Genomic DNA, 20521 nt, shown 5'->3' with positions numbered 1-20521 from the left:
TGCCTAAGGATTAACCGTTCAGAAGACCGAATGACGTTGGAGTGACTGAACTTATGGTCGGGGTGATATAGCGTCAAGACGCACGTCGAGATTTCGTGCTGACCGGATCGCCGAGGGGCGCCGGTGCGGGAAGCGGAGGTTCCGTGGAATCGGTGGCAGCAGCAGCGCGCGGGCGCAGGCCCGAAGAGGTCAAGTCCGCCGCTCGGGTACTGGAGGTGCTCGAACTGCTCGGCGCGGAGGGCGCCCGGCTCTCGCTCGCCGAGATGGCCGGCGCGATGGCCGTGCCCAAGAGCAGTCTGCACGCGATCCTGCGCACGATGGAGGCACGGCGCTGGGTGGACCTCGACCCGTCGGGGACCCGTTACAGCCTTGGCCTGAAAGCCCTGTTGACGGGGACCGCGTATCTGGAGGGAGACGATGTCGCGAGCCTGGCGGGGCCGGTGCTCGACGCGCTCGCCGAGGAGACGGGCGAGTCGGTGCACTTGGGCAGACTGGACGGTACGGACGTGGTCTACCTGGCCAAACGCGAGTCGCGGCACGCACTGCGGATGTACTCGGCGGTGGGCCGCAGACTTCCCGCGCACGCCACCGCGCTGGGCAAGGCGATGCTCTCCCAGTACGACGCGGCCGAGGTGCGGATGCGTCTCAACTGGCCGCTGGAACGGCTCACTCCGGACACCGTGACCGATCCCGAGGCGCTGCTGGGCCAGCTCGCGGAGGCCCGGCTGCGGGGGTGGGCGATGGACGACGGCGAGAACTCGCCGGACATACGGTGTGTGGCCGTGGCGCTCGGCACCGGGCAGGGCGGCGGCGACGCGATCAGTTGCTCGGCGCCCAAGAGCCGGATGGACGACGCGCGTGCCGAGGAGGTCGCCCGCGCGGTCACCGAGGCGGCCCACTCGCTGGGCACTCTCCTCAAGCGGCTGGGGCAGCACTGAGCCCTTCGGGGGCCATATTTGGTAGAGTCATTGACAAATGAAAGTCGACCTCCCTACGTTCGGATGGCGGTACATCATTCTGCTATCCGTACGCTGGAGTTCGCATGGCTCAGCCCGATGCCCGCTCCGTTCCTCCCGCTGTCCCCACCGTTGTCCCCACTGATCCCGCCGCCTCCGCCCTTCTCGCCCCCGCGCCCTGGGTCGAGGAACGCGGCGCCAAGGTCCGCATCACGGCCGTACGCACCTTTCTGACAGCCCCGCACGGCTGTCCCCATCTCATCGTCCGGGTGGAGACCAATGACCCGGGGCTGTACGGCCTGGGGTGCGCCAGCGATCCTCAGCGCACCCTCGCCGTACGGTCCGTGCTCGACGCCTATCTGGCGCCGCTGCTCGTCGGGCGCGATCCCGACGACATCGAGGACCTGCACCGGCTGATGCTCAACAGCGCCTACTGGCGCGGCGGTTCGATCACCGGAAACGCGCTCGGCGGTGTCGATGTCGCCCTGTGGGACCTCAAGGCGAAGCGGCTCGGCGCCCCGCTGTACTCGCTGTTCGGCGGCCGGGTCCGTACCCGCGCCGACGCCTATACCCATGTCGACGGCACCGACGCCGCCGAGATCGCCGACAAGGTGACCGCCGCGCGGGAGCGGGGCTACCGGCATGTCCGCGTCCAGGCGGCGGTGCCCGGCTCGGACACCTACGGCACCGGCGCGGGCGGCACGGCCGACGCCCGGGCGCTGCGCCACCGCGCGGTGCCCTGGGACTCCGCCGCGTACGTACGGACCGTGCCGGCCGTCCTGACCGAGGTACGGGCCCGGGTCGGCGACGGTACGGAACTCCTCCACGACGTGCACGAACGGCTCGATCCCCGGCAGGCACGCGATTTCCTGCGCCGGGTCGAGGGCGCCGGGCTGTACTTCGTCGAGGATCTGCTCGCCCCGGAGGACTCGGCGCACTTCGCGGGGGTGCGCGCGGGCTCCTCCGTACCGCTCGCTGTCGGTGAACTCTTCAGCGACACCGGCCAGTTCCTGGCGCTGCTCGACGGTCCCGTGCCGGTCATCGACTTCGCCCGGGTGCGGATCCCGACCCTGGGCGGGCTGACCCCGGTGCGCAAACTGGCCGCCTACTGCGAGCTGCGCGGGGTACGGCTCGCCCCGCACGGCCCCGCCGATGTCAGCCCCGTGGCGCAGGCCGCCACCCTCGCGCTGGACATCAGCAGCCATGCCTTCGGGGTCCAGGAGGCCGCGGTCTTCAAACCGGCGGTCGCCGAGGTCTTCCCCGGCACCATCACCGCCCGGGACGGCGGCCTCACTCCGCACGAGACCCCCGGGCACGGTGTCGACTTCGACGAGGCCGCCGCCCGCCGCCATCCCGTACCCGAACCGCTGGAACACGACCGCTGGGCCCTGCTGCGCAACACCGATGGGAGCGTGCAACGACCGTGACCTCCGAAACCTCCGGAGACCGCAAGGCACTTGTCGTCCGCGGCGGCTGGGAGGGCCACCAGCCCGTGGTGATCACGGAGCTGTTCCTGCCCTTCCTGCGCGCACGCGGCTTCACCGTCCGTACCTCCGGAACCCTCGACGTCTACGCCGACGCGGAACTCCTGGCCGCCACCGATCTGGTGGTGCAGTGCTGGTCCATGGGCGAGATCACCGCGGAGCAGAGCGCCGGGCTCACCGCGGCCGTCCGCGCGGGCACCGGACTGGCCGGCTGGCACGGCGGAATCGTCGACTCCTTCCGCGGCGATGTCGGCTATCAGCTTCTGACCGGCGGACAGTTCCTGATGCACCCGCCCGGCTTCTCCGACCACACCGTCACACCGACGCGGGAACACGACGCCCATCCGGTCATCGCCGGACTCGGCCCCTTCCAGGTCCACACCGAGAAGTACTGGATGCTCACCGATCCGCTGATCGATGTCCTCGCGACCACGGAGTTCGCGGCCGACGAGGACCGGGCACGGCCGGTCACCATGCCCGCCGTCTGGACCAGGACATGGGGCGCGGGCCGGGTCTTCGTCTCCGCGATCGGTCACAAGCCGGACGACTTCGATGTGCCGGAGGTACGGACACTCACCGAGAGGGGACTGCTGTGGGCGAGCCGCTGAGGATCGGGATGGTGGGCGCCGGCAAGATCAGCGGCGCCTATCTGGACACCCTGGAAGGGCTGGACAGTGTGGTCCTGACGGCCGTCACGGATCTCGATCCCGCCCGCGCCGGGGCAGTCGCCGGCCGGGTCCCCGGAGTCGCGGTCAGCGGCTCGGTGGCCGAGCTGGCGGCGCGCCCCGATGTCGACGCCGTACTGAATCTGACGATCCCCGCGGCCCACGCCGAGGTGGCCCTGACCGCGCTGGCCGCGGGCCGCCATGTGTACGGGGAGAAGCCGCTCGCCGCCACCCTCGCCGAGGCGGACGCCATGCTGGCCGCAGCCGAGGCCGCTGGACTGCGGATCGGCTGTGCGCCCGACACCGTTCTCGGTACGGGGATCCAGACGGCGCGCAGGGCGGTCGACGACGGGCTGATCGGCACGCCGGTCGCTGCGACGGCCTTCATGACCACCCCTGGACATGAACGCTGGCACCCGGACCCGGAGTTCTACTACCGGCCCGGCGGCGGACCGCTGCTCGACATGGGCCCCTACTACCTCTCCGCCCTCGTCCACCTGCTGGGCCCGGTCGCCCGGGTGACCGGCGCTGCCTCCCGGCCGCGCGCCGAGCGGGAGATCGGCAGCGGCCCCCGGGCGGGCGAGAGGTTCGCTGTCGAGGTGGACACGCATGTCACCGGCGTACTGCACCATGCGAACGGGGCGCTCACCACTCTGGTGATGAGCTTCGACATCCATGCGGCGCGGCTGCCCAGGATCGAGGTGCACGGCACCGGAGGATCCCTTTCGGTACCCGACCCGAACGGTTTCGACGGGCCTGTCGCACTCCACCGCGGCAGCGGCGACTGGGAAACCCTTCCCGTGTCCGCCGGATACGCCGGAGCCGGGCGCGGCACCGGTCTCGCCGATCTGGCCGAGGCGCTCGCCACGGGCCGTCCGCACCGGGCGTCGGCCGAACTGTCGCGCCATGTCCTCGACATCATGCTGACCCTGCTCGCCTCGGCGCGCGAGGGCAGGGCACTGCCGGTGGAGAGCACCTGCGCCAGGCCGGAACCGGTGACCGGATGAGCGGGCGGGCCGGCGGAGTCCGCCCGAAGAACGTCAATTCAATTATTTTCCAACGCTTTCACTATTCGGCCATTAATTGACCTGACAGCCGCCCATCAGGCCCTTATCACCTGGCACTGGAAGGAATGGGGAAAGGCGTTGACTTGATAACACTCTTGGTTTTACATGGCGGTTACTGGCTGGACAGGAAGGGCCGCCCATGCATGACCGCAGGAAGTCCGGAGAAGAGCGGATAGCCCATTTCCTCGCCGCCCGTCTGCGCCCCGCGCTCTACACCGGGCGGCTTCCGATGGAGGTCGGTGCCTGGCACATTCCCGGCGAGCCGGTCCCCGTCGGTGTGGCCCTGCGCGCCGACTACACGCCTTTTGTGGTCGGGGACGCGTGGGGCCGCCCCTGGTCCACCACCTGGTTCCAGGTCCGTGCCACCGTTCCGGAGCGCTGGGCCGGCCGGCGTGTGGAGGCGGTCTTCGACCTCGGCTTCGACAGCCGTGCCGAGGGACTCGTCCATGACGCGCACGGCACCCCCCTCCAGGGCCTGCACCCGCTCAACCGGTCCCTGACGGTCTCGACGGCGGCGAGCGGCGGCGAGCAGGTCCGGCTGCTCGTCGAGGCCGCCGCCAATCCGCCGATCGACGCGGAATCCGGCACCGGCACGGCGTACGGCGATCCGGTCACCGCGGGCGACGAGCCGCTGCACCGGCTGCTCCGCGCCGATCTCGCCGTACGCGACGAGGACATCTGGCAGCTCATCCATGACATCGATGTCCTCGACGGGCTGATGCGTGCCCTCCCGTTGGACCTCCCCCGCCGCTACGAGATCCTGCACGCCCTGGAACTGGCCGTGGACGCCGTCGATCCGCGCGATGTGGCCGGCACCGCCGGGACCGCCCGCGCGGTCCTCGCCCCCGTACTCGCCCGTCGCGCCCATGAGTCGGCGCTCACCGTCGCCGCCGTCGGCCACATCCCCGAGGCCCCGGCCCGGCTGTGGCCCGCGCGCGAGGCGGTACGGAGGACCGCCCGCGCCTTCAGCACGATGACCGCGCTGGCCGACGAGTACCCGGAGCTGATCTTCGCCGCCGCCTCGGCCCAGCGGTACGCCTGGATGAAGGACCACCACCCGCATGTCTTCGAGCGGGTGCGCAAGGCCGTCGCGGACGGCAACTGGGCACCGGTGGGCGGGATGTGGGTGGAGGCCGACGGCGCGCTGCCCGGCGGCGAGGCGCTGGTACGGCAGTTCGTGTACGGGCGGCGCTTCCACCGCGAGGAGCTGGGCGGCGACACCGACGGGGTCTGGCTGCCCGGCTCCCTCACGATGAGCGCCGCTTTTCCGCAGGTGGCCGCGCTGGCGGGAGCCCGCTGGTTCCTCGGCGGCCACGCGGCGCCGGGCGATGTGCCGCAGCGTGCCTTCTGGTGGGAGGGGCTGGACGGCACCCGTCTGTTCAGCCAACTCGCGCCCGCCGCCCAGGACTTCGGCCTCAACGGCGGTGAACTGGCCGACACGGTCGCCCCGTACACCGCCGCCACCGGCCCCGCCTCCTTCGCCGGCACGACCGGCCGTGGCACGGGCACCCGCTCCCTGCTGCCCTTCGGCCACGCGGACGGCGGCGGCCCCACCCGCGAGACCCTGGAGCGCGCCCGCCGCCTCGCCGATCTCGAAGGCTCGCCCCGGGTCGGAATCCGGCATCCGTCGCACTTCTTCCGCGACGCCCTCGACGAGCAGGCGGACGACGCCCCGGTGTGGCGTGGCGAGCTGTCCGCACCGGCCAGGAGCGGTACGTACACCAGCCAGGCGCGCACCAAGCGCGGCAACCGGCGTGCCGAATCCCTGCTGCGCGAGGCCGAGTTGTGGTCGGCGACGGCCGCGGTGCGGGACGGCATCCCGTACCCGTACAAGGAGCTGGAAGCGCTCTGGAAGAAGGTCCTGCTGCTCCAGAGCCATGACATCCTGCCCGGCACCTCGATCGCCTGGGCGCACCAGGAGGCCGAGCGCGCCCATCGCGAGATCCACCGGGGTCTTGAGCAGCTCGTCCGCCGCGCGGTCGGCGCGCCCGACGCGGAGACCGCCGTCTTCAACGCGGGTCCGTTCGCCCGCCGCGAGGTGGTCGTCCTCGACGGGGACCGGCCCGCGCAGGGCGGCCAGCGGCTCGCCGACGGCCGGATCGCGGTCCTGGCCGAGGCGCCCGCGCTGGGCCGTGGTCCGGTGGGTGCCGCAGAGGCCGCGGGTGCCGCGCCGGTGAGCGCCCGGCCCGCCGAGGGCGGCGGAGCGCTGCTGGACAACGGGCTGCTGCGGGTCCGTCTCGACGCCGAGGGGCTCGTACGCTCCGTGCTGGACCTGACCACCGGCCGGGATGCCATCGCGCCCGGCGCCGCCGGCAATCTGCTGCGGCTGCACCGCGACGACGCGCCGCGCGGCAGCGCCTGGCGTCTGGACCCCCACTACCACCGCACCGGCCGGGACCTGGACCGCGCCTGCGAGGTCGAAGTGACCGCGCGCGGCCCGCTGCTGGCGTCGGTGCGGGTGGTGCGGAGCACCGGCAGATCCACCGTCGAGCAGGTGCTCTCCCTGACGGCGGGCAGCCCTGTGCTGAGCATCGCCACGGAGGTCGACTGGCGCGAGCGGGACACGCTCCTCAAGGCCGTGTGGCCGCTGGACGTGCACGCCGAACACAGCACGGGCGAGATCCAGTTCGGCCATGTCGAGCGCCCGACGCACGACAACTCCGGCCCGGACGCGGCCCGTCCGGAACACTGGGCGCACCGCTGGATCCATGTCGGCGAGCACGGCTGGGGGGTCGCGCTGGCCGGTGACTCGGCATACGGATACGACGTCTCGCGCCACACCCGCGAGGACGCCGGGACCACCACGACCGTGGGGCTCTCCCTGCTGCGCGCCCCGCACTCCCCCGATCCGCACGCCGACCGCGGGCCCCAGGTCTTCCGCCACACGTTGCGGCCCGGGGCCGGAGTCGGCGAGGCGATCACCGAGGGGTACGCCCTCGCCCTGCCGCTGCGCCCGGGTGCCGCCGGGCCCGCCGGGGCACCGCTGGTGTCCGTGGACCATCCGAATGTGGTGGTGGAGGCGGTGAAGCTCGCCGACGACCGCTCGGGGGATGTGATCGTACGGCTCTACGAGTCGCGCGGCGGCCGGGTCCGTACGGCGCTCACCGCGGCCTTCCCGGTCGTGGGCGCCCGGGAGACCGACCTGCTGGAGGAGACGCTCGCGGACCGCCCGTACGAGAACGGCTCGGTGGCGCTGACGCTGCGGCCGTTCCAGATCCTCACCCTGCGGCTGGTGCGCGGGGACGGCCGGGCCGGGGGTGGCCGTGCCTGAGGCCCCGCTCGGCGCAGGCCCTGGCCATTCACCGGCCTCGGCCGGCCCGGCGGCTCCGGCCGGCCCGCTGGCACCCGAGCACCGGGCCGTACTGCGCCGCTGGGCCGAGGAGGGCGGCGCGCTGGCGACCCGCGCGAGCGTCGTCCTGCTCGCCGCCGACGGGCTCCGCGACGCCGAGATCTCCCGCCGGCTCGGGGTGTCCCGGCAGACCGTGGGGAGCTGGCGGCAGCGCTGGACGAGCGCGGGGCTCGACGGGCTCGAACACCGGCCGCGCACCGGCAGACCGGCCACCGTCGACGAGGCGGAGGTGGTGACCCGTACGCTGCTGGCGCCCGGCGGCAGCGGCGCGTCCCGCGCGGTCGCCAGGGAGCTGGGGCTCTCGCACGCCACGGTCGCGGGGATCCGGCGGCGCTGGCGGCTCGGCCCCGACGAGGCGCGCGCTCCGTCCGTACCGACCAGACCGCCGCTGCCCGCCGCCGCGGTGTGGGTGATGGGACTGTATGTGGACCCGCTGCGCGCGGTGCTGCTCGCGGGGACCCGGCGGGGCACCGACCGGCCGACCGCCGCCGGAACGGTGATCGGTACGGAGGTGCTGGCCGGTCTCGACCGGGCGCTGGAGGCCGCGCTGACGGCGGCGAAGGCGCGCGAGGACGGCCGGGACGGCGCACCCGGGCCGGGCGGGGCGGACGGTCTGGCGGAGTATCTGGCCGAGGCCGGCCGCAGCCATCCGGACCTGGGCCTGCACGCGATCACGCTCTGGGACGCCGGGGCCGGGTCCGTACCACCTTCGTACGAAGGTGAGGTGACGCGGCATCAGATACCGGCGCGGTCGAGCTGGCGTACCTTCCTGCGGGCCATGATCGCGCTCGACAGCACCAGCCATCCCGAGTCCTCGCGCCGGGTCTATCTCGATCTCGCCGCCGAACTGGAGCGCTACGCGACCGCGCGGTCCGACCGGCCCTGCACGGCGGTGCGCTGGCTGCGCGAGAACGTGGCCGGGCATCTCGCCGCCCGCCACCCGGCAGGACCGGCCGGCGGCCCGGCACGGAACCAGTCGTGGAGCGGGGTCAACCAGATCGATCTAGGCTCGTTCAACGAGTGCGTGGTCATCGAGACGGTACGGCTCTCGGGAACCATCACCCGGGGCGAGATCGCGCACCGTACGGGCCTGACCCAGCAGTCGGTCTCCCGGATCGCGCGCTCGCTGCTGGACCGCGGCATCCTGATCGAGGACGCCCAGCGGCGCGCCACCTCGGGCAAGCCGCGGACACCGGTACGGCTCTGCGGTACGGCGGCGCACGCGCTCGGCATCCATATCGACCCGGAGGTGCTGACCGCCGTCGTCATCGATCTGGACGGGGCGATCGTGTGCACCCGTACCCGGCCGGTCACGCCCGACACCGATCCCGCGGAGTTCGTGGAGCGGGTGGCCGCGCTGGGCCGCGAGACACTCGCCGAGGCGCGCGGTGCGGTACGGGAGGACGGCTTCCTGGGCATCGGGGTGGCCGTGCCTGGGCCGGTCGACATCGCCTCGGGCACGGTGCTGGGGCCGCCGCTGATGTCGGCGTGGGGCGATCTGCCGCTGCTGTATCTGCTGAAGGACCACTTCCCGTGTCCCGTCCTGATGGAGAAGGACTCCACCGCGGCCGCCGCCGGGGAGCGCTGGATCGGCCGGGACCGCAGGGCCAGGGACTTCGCGTATCTGTATCTCGGTACGGGCGTGGGCACCGGGCTCTATCTCAACGGTGACATCTACCGCGGGATCAGCTCCAACGCCGGGGAGTTCGGGCAGCTCTGCGCGATCGCGCTGGGGCGGGTGGGCAAGGACGGCCGGCCGGAGATCCTGCCCGAGTGCAATCCGCCGGTGTCGGTGCCGGATCTGGCGGTACGGGGCGGAATGCGGCCCGTGGCGAGGACGTCGGGCACGACGGCCGCGGGCACCACGGCCTCGGGGAACACCGCTTCGGGGAGCACGACTTCGGGAAGTACCGCTTCGGGAAGTACCGCGGCCTATCTGGCGGTGGGCGAGGCCGCCGCCGCGGGCGACCCGGCGGCGGTGGGGGCCGTACGGGAGGTGGCACAGGCGGTGGGACGCGGGGCGCTGGGCCTGGTCGATCTGCTGGACATCGATCTGATCGTGCTCGGCGGGCCCTTCTTCACCGAGGACGTCGCGGGCTTCTACCTGGACGAGATCGCCCGTACGGTCAATGAGTTCCCAACGGCCAGAAGGCTGCGCCGGGTTGAGGTCGAGCCGTCCGTGCTCAGCGCGGAGGCGGCGGCGGTGGGTGCCGCCTCGACCATCTTCCACGCGACGTTCACCCCCCGGCTGCGGGGGCGGGAGGGCCGGGCCAGGCATCTGCCGGTGGGCTGAACTCGGTTGCGAGGGCGGCGCATCGGCGAGGAAGGCATATCGGCGGGCCGCCGGGGGCATCCCGGCGGCCCTGTGGTGCTGGGTGCTGTGGTCCTCTGATCCAGTGTTGTGCGTCCCGCCGTCCCGGGTCCTGCTGTCGTCAGACCCTCGGCCGCGTGGGCCTGGTCGCCGTGAGTCCGATCTGGCCCTTGAGCATCCGGCCGCCGTCACCGGTCAGCCGCAGATAGTAGTCCGAGGAGCAGGAGGTCCCGTCCTCGTCCAGCGCCCAGATGCCGGACCCCGACGGCACCTGCGCGGCGTTCTCCGCGGTCTTCGCGATCTGGTTGCCCTCGTTGAACTCGTCGAACATCGAGATGTAGATGCCCTGCGCGCCGAGCCGGACCATGTTGTAGAACTGGCGCCACATGAAGTCACCGTGCGCGCGGTGCCGTTCCTGGAGATCGCCCGGCAGCACACACGGCTGGTAGTCGATGCCACGGGCGTTGCACTCCGCCTGGTCCGGGGTGTTGACGTCGCGGAAGAACCGGTCGGTGTCGGCGGCATTGGAGATCCGCCCGACCATCCAGGGCGAGATCATGTTGAACGAGCGGTACACGTCGCCGAATCCGGGCCGTGAGTCGTCGGTGCTGTTGCGCCAGTGCGTGGGCACTCCGCCGATCACATAGCAGCCCTGGGCCTTGAACCAGTCGACGACGTCCTTGCAGGGCGCGGGCGCGAAGGGCCGGCCAGGGTCGTTGAAGCCGAAGCCCCAGATGCACACCACCGGCTTGCCGTTCTGCTTGGCGTAGGCGCTGGACGCGGTGTGCGCCCGCATCTTCGTCGTCCAGTCCTCCTTGATCTGGGACTGCATCGAGGTCCAGCCGGTGACGTCGTACATGATGTAGAACTTGCGGCCGTTGGCCTCGGCGGACTGCCGTACCTTCTGCGCCATGGCGTCCCGCGTGGGGCCCTCGGGGCTGAACGGGTTGAAGCGCTGGAGCGCCGCGGTGTCGCAGTTGTTCTCACGCATCCAGCGGAAGTGCGTGTCGACGGTCTGCTGGTCCCAGGAGGAGAACAGCGTCGCGGGCTGGCCGCCGTTGAGATTCGCGTAGGCGGTGCGGTAACCGCGGGAGTATTCCCGCATGTCCGGCCACGACTTGATGGTGGTATTGCTGGGCGAGGGCGGCTGGCTCATGTTCTGGCTCCAGTGCCACCAGCCATTGATGGGGGCGCCGTCGCCGGTGCAGGCGAACCAGCCCTGGTAGCCCACGGTGATTTTGCCGACCACATCGCCGGGCGGGCTGGCGGCGGGCCCGAACTGGGCGCGGCGCCTGGGCTCCGCCGCCACGGCACCCTGCTGGGCAGCGCCGACGCCGCCGAGCGCGGCCGACGCGGCCAGCGCGGACGCGAGGACCGATCGTCGTGACACATTCATGGAGGATTTCCTCCCACTAGATATCTGCCAGAAATGCGTAAAGTCCCCGGGGGTGGGGGGATTTACAGACGGTGGCAGCCCGCCAGGACCCCAAGGGCACGCATCTGAAAAGTAGCCGGGAGCCGTGCCCGCCACAAGCCGCGTGCGCCAGTAATTCGGCGGTATTTCACATCACTTGTCAGCCGATTTTCTTTACGCTTTCCGTTTCCAGCGAAATGCGAATGAAGGTACGGCGGTTCGCGTCCGGCGCCGCTTCGCGCGGTGCGCTCCCCCCGTGTCCCTCTGCGCTCGTATGCGCCTCCACGGCGACGGGCATCACCTCCCCGACACCGTTGAACGGGGGAGGTGCGCGGTGCACGGACCGGCGCTGGCCGGCTGGCTGCTCGTCGCGCTCTGTGCGGCGAACGGGAGTTACTGTCTGCTGCGGATGCGCAGTGCTGTGGACGAACAGCGCCGGTGGGCCGGTACCGAGGCGCTGATGGGGTTCGGGATGGCGGCGATGGCCGTGCCCGCGGCCGTGATGTCACCGCCCCGGTGGGTCTGGCTGGGGTATGCGGCGGTGTTCGGCGCGGCGGCGTTGTATACGGCCGTACGGTCCCGGGACGGGGCCTACCGGGCGCACCGGACACACCATCTGCTGGGGATGCTGGTGATGGTCTATATGGCCGGGGCGATGGCCGCAGCGCCCGCCGGGGCGCACAGCTCGCACTCCGCCGGCGGGGCGCCGCTGGTCACCGGGGTACTGCTGCTCTACTACGCGGGCTATGTGCTGTGGGCGGGCGGGCGTCTGTTGCCGCTGCCGGCGGGGGCGGGCCCCGGCGGTCCGGGTACGGTCACGACGGCGGTGCCGTGGGAGGACAGGGCCGAGCTGGCACTGGTCTGCCGGCTGTCGATGGGGATCGCGACGCTGGCGATGCTGCTGGCCCTGTGACCCGGCGGACACTGGGACGGGCACCAGGACGGACAGCGGACACCGGCGCCGACACCGGGCCGGGCGCGGGAGATATGGACCGCCTTGAAACGTGTCCTGGATCACTTGCCCGGCAAGGACATACCGCTGTGTACTCCCGTCCTCATAGTCTGATGACCATGATGGTCTCCCTGGCGCTGCTGCTGCTCGGCGCACTGGCCGCCGTCGTCGCCCCGCGTCTGCTGGCGCGCGCCGACTGGCCGGAGCGCGAGCCCGTGGTGGCGCTGTGGGTGTGGCAGTGCGTGGTGGCGGCCGTCCTGCTGAGTTTCGCGCTCTCGATGACCTTCAGCGCCGCGGCCGCCTGGCAGGCCGTACGGGGCCATGTCTTCGCGCCCGCCCCGCGCGGGGTGGTGGAGGCCTACGCCCTCGGTTCGCACCGGCCCTGGTCGGCGCTGCTCGCCGTGGCCCTGGCGGGCGGCGGCGTGTGGACGGCGGCGATGCTCACCCGGGAGATCCACCGGGCCCGCCGGCGACGCCGTCGGCGCCGCGCGGAGCTGCTCGAACGCTCCCCTCTGCTGCCCGGTGAGAAGCCCGGAGGCGGGCCGCTGGTCGTCCTGGAGGGCGTGCGCCCCGGCGCCTGGTGGCTGCCGGGTGCCGCGCCCCAGTTGGTGATCACCACGGCCGCGCTGCGCAAGCTGAAGGGCAGCAGGCTCGACGCCGTACTCGCGCACGAGCAGGGCCACGCGCGCGCCAGGCACGACTGGCTGCTGCACTGCTCGGCGGCGCTCGCGAACGGTTTTCCGCAGATCCCGGTGTTCGCGGCGTTCCGTGACGAGATGCACCGGCTGGTGGAGCTGGCCGCCGACGATGTCGCCTCGCGCCGCTTCGGCCGGATGACGACCGCGCTCGCCCTGGTCGAACTGAACGAAGAGCGCGGGGTGTTCGGCCCCGGCACCGCCCCGGACGCACAGCTTCCGCAGCGGGTGAACCGCCTCCTGTCGCCCGTACCGCGGCTCCCCGCGGCCCGCAGGCTGCGGCTGACCGCAGCCGCTGCCGCCGTCCCCGTGGTGCCGCTCCTGATCGCCTTCGTACCTGCACTGCGCGCGCTGGGATAGCGCGGACCGATCCCCCGGCCCCGGTAACCCGAACGCCCGTACGGCTGGCTCGGCGCGCCCGTCGTCGGCGAAGATCGTCCCATGCGCCCGCAGTCGCTCTCTTCCGCTGCCTCATCCGCTTCGCAGACGCCACCGCCGCCCTCCGCCGGTCCTTCGCTGTTCACCCCGGCCCGCACGGGCACTCTTCTCGCCTTTCTGCTCTGCCTGCTGGTGGCGCTGGTCGTGGCGGAGTGGGGGCCGTTGCTCTCCTTCGACCGGGCCGCCGCGCAGGCGCTGCACCGGCGGGCGGTGTCCGAGCCGGGCGTCACCTGGATCAATCGGATACTCACCGACTGGGCCTGGGACCCGTGGACGATGCGGCTGCTGATCGCGGTGGCGGTGGCCGTGGCGTGGCTGCGCGGCAAGCGGCTGCTGGCGCTCTGGGTGGCGGGGACGAGCGCGCTGGGCGCGGCCCTGTCCCACGTGCTGAAGTCCGCGGTGGGCCGCGAGCGCCCGCAGTGGCCCGACCCGGTCGACTCCGCCCACTTCGCCGCCTTCCCGTCGGGACACGCGATGACAGCGGCGGTCTCCTGCGGGCTGCTGCTGTGGCTGGCGCAGCATCTCGGGGTGGGCCGGCGGGTGTGGCGTACGGCACTGGTCCTGGCGGCCGTCTCGGTGGCCGGAGCGGGCCTGACCCGGCTCTGGCTGGGCGTCCACTGGAGCGCGGACGTACTGGGCGGCTGGCTGCTCGGGGGCAGTATGGTCGCGTTCGCCATCGCGTCGTACGGCCGCCTGGCCGTGCCCCGGGAACACTGACCCGGCGAGCCGGCGACGCCGGGAGGCTCCCGGGCTCGACGGCATTCAAGGGGTGGGGGTAGTCATGAAGACGGCGGAACAGGTGACGGCCTGGATCTTCGTGGGGACGGCGGGTTCGATATCTCTTGCCGGTCTTGTCCTCGTGCTGGCCGAGCGGGCGAGGAGACGACGACGGACCTCCGTCGATGTGCGCCGCGTTGTCCTCGGGGCCTTTCTGTCGCTTCTCGGGCTGGCCGGACTCCTGCGGAAGCTGCCGGCTCTTCTCGACGCGCCGACGTCCGTCGTCCTGGCCTGCGACGCACTGAGCCTCGTGGTCATGCTGGCCATCGTCGTGCCGCTGCTGCGCAATCGCCCGCGCGGCGCTGCCCGAAGGACGTCCGGAACCGACCGGGGCTGAGTTCCGCCCCCGGTCTCCCGGACACACGCGCCGACGCCGGTCGTCAGCCCGGCAGCGGCTTCCACGTCTCGTCGCCCGGCCGCCGGCCCGCCGGCGGGTAGTCGCAGTCGATGCTGGTGACCTCCCGGTCCCCGTCGGACGAGTCGACCACGGCGACGCCCGTGCAGGCCCTGCCGTGTTCGTCGGTCCAGGTGACGGACTCGGTGCGGTCGGCGCAGCCCGTGAGCAGCAGCGTGCCCACGGCCGTCAGTCCGGCGAGCGCGGTCGTACGACGAACCCTCATGCGATCCCCCGTGAATTCGAGCCTCGTGACACAGAACGGCCCGCCCCGTGTCCACCACGTCTTCACCCTTGGTACCGGCACCAGGTGAACGCGTAACCAAGAGACCGTCACAGACCTGAGAGAGAGTCGGGTACGGTCGCGTTCGCCATCGCGTCGTACGGTTGCCTGGCCTTGTCCCGGGAGCGCTGCCCCCGCGAGGATCTGATGCATGACCTTCAAAGGTGTGCTCTTCGATTTCTCCGGAACCCTCTTCCGCATCGAATCCGCCGGATCCTGGCTACGAGCCGTGCTCGACGAGGCGGGCGTGGCCCTGCCGCCCGACGAGGTACGGCGCTACGCGATGAAGCTGGCCGTGGCGGGCGCGCTGCCCGGCGGCTCGGAACCGCAGCGGGTGCCGCAGGACCTGGCCGCGCTCTGGGCCACCCGCGACGAGAGCGCAGAGAGCCACCGCGCCGCGTACACCGGACTCGCCCGCCTGGTGAAGCTCCCCAGCCCGGCCCTGTACGACGCGCTCTACGAGCGCCATATGACCCCGCACGCCTGGCGTCCCTACGCCGACGCCGCCGAGGTCCTCGCGACGCTGCGGCACGGGGGCATCGGCATCGCCGTCGTCAGCAACATCGGCTGGGACCTGCGGCCCGTCTTCCGCGCGCACGGCCTGGACGCCCTCGTCGACGCGTATGTGCTGTCGTACGAGCACGGCGTCCAGAAGCCCGACGCCCGGCTCTTCCGGGTGGCGTGCGAGGCGCTGGGGCAGGATCCGCACGATGTGCTGATGGTCGGGGACGACCGGAACGCCGACGGCGGAGCGGCCCAGCTCGGCTGCTCGGTGCACTTCGTGGACCATCTCCCGGTGGAGGAGCGCCCGGCGGGCCTGCGCCCGGTTGTCGCACTGGCGGGCCAGGGCCCGCTTCCGTAACACCTGCACAACCCGAGGAAGCGGTTACGTGAGCCGGGGGCGCCCGGCACCTCTTGGCCCTGGGCGCCCCTCTCGTACGCAAACTGGACGCGTACGGAAAGACGGCTCGTACGGACAGCTCGTACGGAAAGACAGGCGCGTGCCGTTCGGAAAAACGGGGCACGGCCGGGAAAGCGGGCAGCCGACACCCCGGAATCGGGCGGCTCCGGACCATGAAACGGCGCCCCGGGCAGCCCGAAACGGGCACCCCCGCGCTCCCCGAGCATGCCGAAGCCGCCTGCCTTGGACGATCCCCCGCGTCGCCCAAGGCAGGCGGCAGCCCCGCTGACCAGGCCTGAAGAGGTCTGCGACGGGACGCACTGAGTATATTGGCTGAGAGCCAGTCAACGCAGGAGTCAAGCATGTCCCCGCGGAGCCCATCGGTCAATGAAGAGTTGCGTCGGCGTTCCCGGGAGCGGCTGCTGCAAGCCACCGTGGAACTGGTCGCCGAGCGCGGCTACGAGGCCACGACGCTCGCCGACATCGCCGACCGCGCCGGCTCGGCCCGCGGTCTCGTCTCGTACTACTTCCCGGGAAAGCGGCAGCTCCTCCAGTCCGCGGTGCACCGGCTGATGCATCAGACGCTGGCCGCGGCCCTGGAGCGCAAGCCGGCCACGGACGACGGGCGGGAGCTGCTCGCGCGGGCGATCGACGCCATTCTGGGGCTCGCCGCGGACAGTCCTGTCCTGATGCGGACTCATATGGCCGGCATCCTCCAGGCCCAGGGCTTCGTGCAGTGCCCCGAGCAGCAGCGGCTGGCGGCGCTGCTGCGCGACACGGTGACGCGCTACGGATCTGCGGACCCGGACAGCGACTATCCGATGCTGCGCGCCCTGCTGATGGGCGCGGTCTTCGCGGTCCTGATCCCGGGTGCCCCGATGCCGCTGCCGCGGCTGCGCGCCGAGCTGTTCCAGCGCTACGGGCTGGACTGGGAACTCGGCGTTCCGCCGGGCGGCAGGCCGCCCGGCGGAACGAGTCAGGACATCACTTCTCAGTGGCCGGAGCCGGAGAAGTAGTCGGGCTGCGTCTGTACGTTCAGCTCGGGCAGCCGGACGCGCTTGGCCTCGTCCGTCCTGCGGTCGTTGAGCTGGAGCACGTCAAAGCCCTTGGCGATGTCGTTCGAGTAGATGTAGCCGTTGTAGTAGTACGCCGACCAGGGGCCGGCGGTGGTGACCTGCGCGGTGGTGATGGGACCGCGCTCGAAGTACGCGATCTCCTTGGGCTTCGAGGAGTCGGTGAAGTCCCACACGGAGACACCGCCCTGGTACCAGGCCTGGACCATGATGTCGCGGCCCTTGACCGGGATCAGCGAACCGTTGTGCGCGACACAGACCTCGGTCGCCGCCTGCGGACGGTCGATCTTGTAGTAGCTGCGGAAGACCAGCTTGCGCCGGTCGCCCTTGCCGACGATGTCGTAGATGCCGTCGGCACCCTTGTTGGGACCGATCTCGTCGTTGCAGGTGGCGGCGCCACCGCCGCCGAGCTCGTCGGTGAAGACGACCTTGTTGGCCTTCTGGTTGAAGGTCGCGGAGTGCCAGAACGCGAAGTTGACGTTGTCCTGGACCCGGTCGATCACCCTGGGGCGCTCGGGGTTCTTGATGTCGAAGATGATGCCGTCACCCATGCACGCGCCGGCGGCCAGGTCCTTCGAGGGCAGCGCGGTGATGTCATGGCAGCCGGTGGTCGCCGAGACGCCCGGGTTGGTGGGCGCGCCCGGGTTCCCGCCGTCCGGGAAGAGGTTCGGGAAGTTGACGATCGCCGCCTTCTCCGGGGACTTGCGCGGCACCTTGATGACGGAGATTCCGTCGTGCGGCGGCTGGCAGTCCGGGAAGGTGGTGCTCGGCGAGTACGACGAGACGTAGATGTAGACGTCCTTGCGCTCCGGCACCAGCGTGTGGGTGTGCGAACCGCACGCGGTCTCGACAGCGGCGACGTACTTCGGGTTGCGCTTGTCGCTGATGTCGAAGATCTTCATGCCCTCCCACGACTCTTTGACCGTCGCGGACTGCGTGACGCTCGAGCAGGAGTTGTCGCTGCGCGAGGAGTCGGTGGAGAGGAACAGGAGATCGCCGGAGACGGATATGTCGTTCTGCGATCCCGGGCAGAGCACCTGGGCGACGGTCTTGGGGGCCTTCGGGTTGCTGATGTCGAAGATCCGGAAGCCGTCGTAGTTGCCGGAGAAGGCGTACTTCCCCTGGAACGCCAGGTCGGAGTTGGTCCCCGCGATCAGGTCCTTGGGGATGTTGACGAGGTGCTTGATGTTGTCGCTGTGGACGATCTCGTCCACACCGGGCACTTCGCCGTCCTGGATGGCTGCTCGCACCTCGGCGGCCTGGGCCGAGGAGACCTTCTCCGTGGCCGGGGCGTCACCGGGGTCGGGGGTGGCGACCGCCGGCGCGGCGGTCAGGAGCATGGCGAAGAGTCCGGCCGCGGCTGCCGCCACGCCCAGACGTCTGCGCCGCACGCGGGTGGTGTGCAACGAGGTCACTGCGTCCTCCCTTGTATCCGTTCAGGGTGAACGGGTCACGGACCTGGGCAGTATCGTCCTTCTCATGTACATCTCAACAGATGGCAACAGAGACGTAATAAAAGTTTTTGATCAGCCGCACACCGAAGCGTGCTAGGAAAGTTTCACCACATCATGTGTCGCAGGAGGTCACCGTGTTGATCCACCACAGGAGCCGGCATGCCCGCCGGGCCGCCCTCACGGCGGTGGCCGCCGTCGCCGTACTCGCCCTGGGAGCCTGTGACTCGGGGGACGACGGGGCGGCGAAGGTGAAGAAGGACGAGCCGGTGGTGGTCGCGCCGGGCAAGCCGGGCGAACCGGCGAAGACGCTCTCGGCCGAGGAGGCCGTGAAGGCGGCGCCGGACAACACCCCCAACTCGGCCGACTTCAACTACGCGCAGATGATGATCGTCCACCATGGCCAGGCGCTGAAGATGACCGAACTCGTGGAGGCGCGCGCCGGTTCCGAGGCGGTGAAGCGGCTCGGGGAGCGGATAGCCGCCTCGCAGAAGCCCGAAATCGAGTCGATGAAGGGCTGGTTGAAGAGCCAGGGCGGGGCGAAGCAGCAGCACGGCCATGACCACGCCACGATGCCCGGGATGGCGACGGAGGCCCAACTGGCCCAGTTGCGGGCGGCGAAGGGCAAGGCGTTCGACGAACTGTTCCTGAAGCTGATGACCGTTCATCACCAGGGGGCGATCACCATGGCCACCGAGGTGCTCACGGACGGGAAGAACGTCCTGGTCGAGGAGATGGCGAACGAGGTCATCGCGCAGCAGACGGTCGAGATGAACCGTATGCGCTCGATGTGAGTGCCCGGGGCGGGCGCGGTACGGGCGGCGGGCCCGGGGCCCGGTGAATCAGCGGCGGTGGTGACGTGGCGTCAGATGGCCCTCGTCGCGAGCGCCCGCGATCAGCTTGAGCGACTTGCGGCGGCTGAAACCGGTGGCCGACATCACCGCGAGCACCGGGTCCTGGCCGGCCTGCTGGGCCGCTCGGTAGATCTCGGCGACACTGCGCCGGGCGGCGCTGCCGCGCGGCAGGGAGGGCCGGGCCCGGTGGCGTCCCGACGCGTCCCGCTCACGCTCCGGCTCGGCCTCCGGCTCGGGCTCCGGTCCCCGCTCGGGCTCGGGCGCCGGTTCTTCACGGGGCTCGGCCGATGCGGCGGGAGTGTCGGCGGCGGCGGTGTCGGCGGGCGCGTCGTCCGGGGCCGGCGCCACGGGTACGGGATCGCTCACGGCGGGGACGTCGGCAGCGGGACCGCTCGGGGCCGGGTCGGCCTCCACGGGCAGGTCGGGCGCGTACTCCTGAGCAGCGGTGCTCTCGGCGGCGGGCGCGGCAGCGGGCTCGGGGGCCGGGGCAGGGGCAGGAGCAGGTCCGGGGGTGATGGCCGGCTCGCTGACGACGGTTCCCGGCATCGGCGGCCTGTGCCGGCCCGAGACCACCTGGCAGGCGTTCTGGAGCGGGGCCTCGATCGCCCCGGCCAGCGCGGCGAAGCCCTCCAGGGCCAGCGGCGGATCGGCCTGCGCGTCCTCGATGGCGATACGGCCGTCCTGCACCACCGCGAGCACATCGATCCGGGCGCCGTCCGCGAAGGTCAGCCGGATATCGACCCAGGGCGGCAGGATCTCACGCCGTGTGGAACCGTCGCGCGGGTCACCGGCGCCGGTGACGGTGCCGTGTCCCTGCACCTCCCACACCGGCCATTCGTACGCGGCGCGCTCATGCGGTTCCTGGGCGGAAATCCATTTATGTTCCGACACATTCGCCACTTAATCAGGCAATCCACCCTTATTGTCATGGCGCGCACGGACCGGGCCCGCACGGCACCCTGTCGGCGCATCGCCCCGGGGCCGGGCGTGGGACCCGGGACCCCGGCACGCCGCCCGGGTCAGCGGTCACCGAGCCGCCGGTCCTGCGCGTCGGCGGCGCCGAGGACGCTGTCGAGCAGGCCGGGGAAGAGCGCGTCCAGGTCGTCCTTGCGCAACCCGCTCATCTTGGCCGTTCCCCGGTAGATCTGCCGGATCAACCCGCTCTCACGCAGCACCCTGAAGTGATGCGTGGTGGTGGATTTGGCGACGGGGAGGCCGAAGTGCGAGCAGGCCAGCTCGCAGTCCGCGGCGGCGAGCTCCCGCACGATGCGCAGGCGCATCGGGTCGGAGAGCGCGTGCAGCACCCCCTCCAGACGGATGTCCGTGCGCGGGGGGTGTGCGAGTTCGCGCGTACTGGTCGCGGCGGTCACAGCGGCTCCACTCCTCGGGGGCTTCCATTGTACGGTCGTTCGAGGATCATCGTAGTTTGACATTCACCGTACTACGATGGGTACCGT

The 20521-nt window shown here is 71.4% G+C and carries 17 protein-coding genes and 2 pseudogenes; 13 read left to right on the top strand and 6 right to left on the bottom strand.

Annotation, left to right across the window (positions count from 1 at the left end):
- Positions 1-152 precede the first annotated feature (152 nt).
- The 6 genes from KQY30_RS32250 (at position 153) to KQY30_RS32225 (ending at position 9814) form a co-directional block, all read left to right on the top strand.
- Positions 153-938 carry an IclR family transcriptional regulator gene (locus tag KQY30_RS32250; RefSeq protein WP_046499968.1) on the top strand — a complete coding sequence of 262 codons (786 nt, stop codon included), beginning with the start codon at positions 153-155 and terminating at the stop codon, positions 936-938.
- 104 nt (positions 939-1042) lie between these two features.
- Positions 1043-2383, top strand: a complete 1341-nt coding sequence (locus KQY30_RS32245; RefSeq protein WP_217310071.1) for an enolase C-terminal domain-like protein — start codon at positions 1043-1045, stop codon at positions 2381-2383.
- Positions 2380-3048 carry a ThuA domain-containing protein gene (locus KQY30_RS32240; protein WP_217310070.1) on the top strand — a complete coding sequence of 223 codons (669 nt, stop codon included), beginning with the start codon at positions 2380-2382 and terminating at the stop codon, positions 3046-3048. Before KQY30_RS32245 ends, KQY30_RS32240 begins: the two co-directional genes overlap by 4 nt.
- Positions 3033-4112: a Gfo/Idh/MocA family protein gene (locus KQY30_RS32235; protein WP_217310069.1), complete on the top strand. Its 1080-nt coding sequence runs from the start codon at positions 3033-3035 to the stop codon at positions 4110-4112. Before KQY30_RS32240 ends, KQY30_RS32235 begins: the two co-directional genes overlap by 16 nt.
- Before the next feature lie 199 nt (positions 4113-4311).
- Positions 4312-7443, top strand: a complete 3132-nt coding sequence (locus tag KQY30_RS32230) for a glycoside hydrolase family 38 C-terminal domain-containing protein (RefSeq protein ID WP_217310068.1) — start codon at positions 4312-4314, stop codon at positions 7441-7443.
- Entirely contained in the window at positions 7436-9814 is a 2379-nt protein-coding gene (locus KQY30_RS32225; RefSeq protein ID WP_217310067.1) for an ROK family protein, read from the top strand. The genes KQY30_RS32230 and KQY30_RS32225 overlap by 8 nt, the downstream gene beginning before the upstream one ends.
- A gap of 139 nt (positions 9815-9953) precedes the next feature.
- Here KQY30_RS32225 and KQY30_RS32220 read toward each other — a convergent pair whose 3' ends face one another.
- Complete coding sequence (locus KQY30_RS32220) at positions 9954-11228, bottom strand: glycoside hydrolase family 71/99-like protein (protein ID WP_217310066.1); 1275 nt, start codon at positions 11226-11228, stop codon at positions 9954-9956.
- A gap of 352 nt (positions 11229-11580) precedes the next feature.
- Between KQY30_RS32220 and KQY30_RS32215 the strand changes: the two genes are divergently transcribed.
- From KQY30_RS32215 to KQY30_RS32200, 4 genes are all read left to right on the top strand, one after another.
- Positions 11581-12159 (top strand): DUF5134 domain-containing protein, encoded by a 579-nt coding sequence (locus KQY30_RS32215; protein ID WP_217310065.1) that lies wholly within the window; start codon positions 11581-11583, stop codon positions 12157-12159.
- A gap of 158 nt (positions 12160-12317) precedes the next feature.
- Positions 12318-13253 (top strand): M56 family metallopeptidase, encoded by a 936-nt coding sequence (locus tag KQY30_RS32210; RefSeq protein WP_217310064.1) that lies wholly within the window; start codon positions 12318-12320, stop codon positions 13251-13253.
- A gap of 81 nt (positions 13254-13334) precedes the next feature.
- Positions 13335-14048 carry a phosphatase PAP2 family protein gene (locus KQY30_RS32205; protein ID WP_217310063.1) on the top strand — a complete coding sequence of 238 codons (714 nt, stop codon included), beginning with the start codon at positions 13335-13337 and terminating at the stop codon, positions 14046-14048.
- A gap of 64 nt (positions 14049-14112) precedes the next feature.
- The gene (locus KQY30_RS32200) at positions 14113-14445 is read left to right on the top strand and encodes a hypothetical protein (RefSeq protein ID WP_217310062.1); all 333 of its coding nucleotides are present in this window, start codon (positions 14113-14115) and stop codon (positions 14443-14445) included.
- Between the two features lie 43 nt (positions 14446-14488).
- On the opposite strand, the gene KQY30_RS32195 is transcribed toward KQY30_RS32200, so the two are convergent.
- Positions 14489-14728: a hypothetical protein gene (locus tag KQY30_RS32195; protein ID WP_217310061.1), complete on the bottom strand. Its 240-nt coding sequence runs from the start codon at positions 14726-14728 to the stop codon at positions 14489-14491.
- Between the two features lie 208 nt (positions 14729-14936).
- Here KQY30_RS32195 and KQY30_RS32190 point away from each other — a divergent pair, with 208 nt between their 5' ends.
- Both KQY30_RS32190 and KQY30_RS32185 read left to right on the top strand, forming a co-directional pair.
- Complete coding sequence (locus KQY30_RS32190) at positions 14937-15647, top strand: HAD family hydrolase (RefSeq protein WP_217310060.1); 711 nt, start codon at positions 14937-14939, stop codon at positions 15645-15647.
- Between the two features lie 401 nt (positions 15648-16048).
- A complete protein-coding gene (locus tag KQY30_RS32185) occupies positions 16049-16702 on the top strand; it encodes a TetR/AcrR family transcriptional regulator (RefSeq protein WP_217310059.1) in 654 nt (217 codons plus the stop codon).
- Here KQY30_RS32185 and KQY30_RS32180 read toward each other — a convergent pair.
- Complete coding sequence (locus KQY30_RS32180) at positions 16678-18174, bottom strand: LVIVD repeat-containing protein (protein ID WP_217310058.1); 1497 nt, start codon at positions 18172-18174, stop codon at positions 16678-16680. The genes KQY30_RS32185 and KQY30_RS32180 overlap by 25 nt on opposite strands.
- A 179-nt stretch (positions 18175-18353) precedes the next feature.
- On the opposite strand from KQY30_RS32180, the gene KQY30_RS32175 reads away from it, so the two are divergent.
- A complete protein-coding gene (locus tag KQY30_RS32175) occupies positions 18354-19004 on the top strand; it encodes a DUF305 domain-containing protein (protein WP_254407724.1) in 651 nt (216 codons plus the stop codon).
- A 48-nt stretch (positions 19005-19052) separates the two neighbouring features.
- Here KQY30_RS32175 and KQY30_RS37540 read toward each other — a convergent pair.
- From KQY30_RS37540 to KQY30_RS32165, 3 genes and pseudogenes are all read right to left on the bottom strand, one after another.
- Positions 19053-19262: pseudogene (locus KQY30_RS37540) on the bottom strand (DUF6214 family protein); the annotation flags it as partial.
- A 357-nt stretch (positions 19263-19619) separates the two neighbouring features.
- A pseudogene (locus KQY30_RS37535) lies at positions 19620-19883 on the bottom strand (DUF6214 family protein); the annotation flags it as partial.
- Positions 19884-20083: 200 nt separating this feature from the next.
- A complete protein-coding gene (locus KQY30_RS32165; protein ID WP_254407416.1) occupies positions 20084-20434 on the bottom strand; it encodes a helix-turn-helix transcriptional regulator in 351 nt (116 codons plus the stop codon).
- Between the last annotated feature and the right edge of the window lie 87 nt (positions 20435-20521).

Source organism: Streptomyces sp. GMY02 (genome assembly GCF_019056675.1).
Lineage (GTDB): Bacteria > Actinomycetota > Actinomycetes > Streptomycetales > Streptomycetaceae > Streptomyces > Streptomyces odonnellii.
The sequence above is the reverse complement of the archived record's forward strand: the minus strand, read 5'-3'. Positions and strand labels throughout refer to the sequence as shown.

Excerpts from the sequence above, each read along its gene's own strand:
- KQY30_RS32245 (WP_217310071.1), top strand. The coding sequence starts at position 1,043 with ATGGCTCAGCCCGATGCCCGCTCCGTTCCTCCCGCTGTCCCCACCGTT.
- KQY30_RS32230 (WP_217310068.1), top strand. The coding sequence starts at position 4,312 with ATGCATGACCGCAGGAAGTCCGGAGAAGAGCGGATAGCCCATTTCCTC.
- KQY30_RS32220 (WP_217310066.1), bottom strand. The coding sequence starts at position 11,228 with ATGAATGTGTCACGACGATCGGTCCTCGCGTCCGCGCTGGCCGCGTCG.
- KQY30_RS32210 (WP_217310064.1), top strand. The coding sequence starts at position 12,318 with ATGATGGTCTCCCTGGCGCTGCTGCTGCTCGGCGCACTGGCCGCCGTC.
- KQY30_RS32205 (WP_217310063.1), top strand. The coding sequence starts at position 13,335 with ATGCGCCCGCAGTCGCTCTCTTCCGCTGCCTCATCCGCTTCGCAGACG.
- KQY30_RS32200 (WP_217310062.1), top strand. The coding sequence starts at position 14,113 with ATGAAGACGGCGGAACAGGTGACGGCCTGGATCTTCGTGGGGACGGCG.
- KQY30_RS32195 (WP_217310061.1), bottom strand. The coding sequence starts at position 14,728 with ATGAGGGTTCGTCGTACGACCGCGCTCGCCGGACTGACGGCCGTGGGC.
- KQY30_RS32190 (WP_217310060.1), top strand. The coding sequence starts at position 14,937 with ATGACCTTCAAAGGTGTGCTCTTCGATTTCTCCGGAACCCTCTTCCGC.
- KQY30_RS32185 (WP_217310059.1), top strand. The coding sequence starts at position 16,049 with ATGTCCCCGCGGAGCCCATCGGTCAATGAAGAGTTGCGTCGGCGTTCC.